1 protein-coding gene is annotated in these 1,907 nt (G+C 65.6%); it reads left to right on the top strand.

The features are described 5' to 3' along the window. Positions 1–109: 109 nt before the first annotated feature. Positions 110–1,303, top strand: a complete 1,194-nt coding sequence (locus GJV82_RS19080; RefSeq protein ID WP_155100312.1) for a hypothetical protein — start codon at positions 110–112, stop codon at positions 1,301–1,303. Positions 1,304–1,907: the final 604 nt, after the last annotated feature.

Genomic DNA, 1,907 nt, shown 5'->3' with positions numbered 1-1,907 from the left:
GAGACCCAAAACCTGCCAGCAGCTTGACGCGGGACACCCCCGTCCATGTCAGTGTGTCGCGATACAACTGGCCTCGCCGCGGTTGTGCGGCGCAGCGAAGGGAGCGAGCGTGACCGTGACGGCGGCGGAGGAGTACCGCGAGCATCGGGTGTGGGCGATGCTCGAGTCGAGGACGGCGGAAGTCGCGTCGATGAAGTTTCAGTCCCCGAGTGCTGAGGCGGCGAGGGGCAGAGTTCTTGAAGTGCTGCGCTACGCACAGCGGTCGAAGGCGAACGTCTCGCGTGCACTCCTGAATCTCGGAGCCCTGGACAAGCTGCAAGATTCGCTGAACCGACAGATCCCGTCGGACGATCACAACTTCGAGCACGGCTACTACCGCAGCAATCCGTACGCCGAGTTGACCACGGCAATCCGCGCGCTGCCCGGTCCGCTGCCCAAGGGGATGAAGGACTCCTACATCGAGGCGCTGGACGCCGCCGCTGCCGCACGTCGGGCCGAGCTGGCAGATCTCACCCAGGAGGCACAGCAGCTCAAGTCAGAGATCGCCGCCGAGCGCAAGCAGTTGGAGTCATTGCGCAAGTCGATCGAGGCAAGCGAACAAGCGAACAAGGACTCTCGGTCGCGGATCTCGCAGACTGCTCAGGACGCGCAGACCAACCTGCAGGCCGAATGGGCGTCGAAGCTCGCGGAGTGGGAGGTCGAGCGGGACCGCAAGGACGACGAGATTGACCGACACATCGACGAGAAGCTGGGCCTCCTCGCGTACTCGGCACAGGCTGCGGAGCGCCTGGTCGAGTACGCGGCGGGCCGATTCACAGCCCGGGACTGGGCCGACCGCGCGACGCGGGAACGTCGGCTCGGCTACCGAATGCGGGGCGGCGCCATTGGCGCATTCATCAGTGCAGGAGTTGTCGGAGGGGCACTGGTTCTCGAAGCGATTCAGCGCGACCACGGGTTGGACCTCGGCGGGAGCCTCCTGCGGGTTTTCGTCGTGGGCGCGATCACGGCGCTCGGGTTCTACCTGTCACGAGAGTCCCGTCGGCATCTGGACGAGGCCGACTCTGCCGAGGAAGTCGCCGCGGTTCTTCAGGCGCTTGAGCCGTACTACGCAAGTGCTGACGGCGAGGTTCGCACCGGGGCGCGAAGCAGCGTAGGCGAAATGCTCTTCGTCCGGAACATCCAATCACGGTTCGCGGCACGCGATGCGTCGAAGCACAACGGCATGGACAACCAGCAGCTGAACGAGTTGATCGAGACGCTGACGAAGAGTGCCGACCTTGCGCGGAAGTCGTCGAGTTCGTAGAGGCGTACGATCATGATGCGCTCGAAGGCCGGGCCAAGCCACGGGGAGAGCGCCGACAGAGGGTCACTCCGCGGGACCAGGTAGGGAATACTCCCGGCTCCAGTCGTTCTTGCTCGGCCCCGCTCGTCCGCTCTACCTCAGTATCCGCGCAGGTCAGCCGGCCTGCTCGGCCCAGATCGGCTTTCGTCAGGCTGACCCAGAATGGCCCCGATCCCCCCAAGGGGTCGCAGGTTCAAATCCTGTCAGCCCGACACATGGAAGCAGGCCAGAGGGGCATCCTCTGGCCTGCTTCACTTTGCCGTGCATGGGGTCGTCCCGCCGGCACCGGCGCGTCCTAGCGAGTCTGGCTGTGCCGACGGTCGAAAACAGCCCAGGCGACCGAGCGCCGTACCGGCGGATGCCCTCTCGGGCATCCGCTCGGTCTGCTGAGTGTCGGTGCCGCCGACGGTGACCGGGGCAGAGTGACACGAGCGACCTGTCACTGCGGGCAAGCGACGAACTTGCCGATGAAAAACCCGCTCGTCGCGGAGTACCTCGGGGGCGTCGTGCCGGGTTGTGGGTGACTCCGCCTAGAGGCTGTCCCGTATGGGGTGGTTCGGGTGGG

This window comes from Cellulosimicrobium composti (assembly GCF_009711085.1).
GTDB classification, from domain to species: Bacteria; Actinomycetota; Actinomycetes; order Actinomycetales; family Cellulomonadaceae; genus Cellulosimicrobium; species Cellulosimicrobium composti.
Note: the sequence above shows the minus strand (reverse complement) of the source record. Positions and strands in the feature narration are given on the sequence as shown.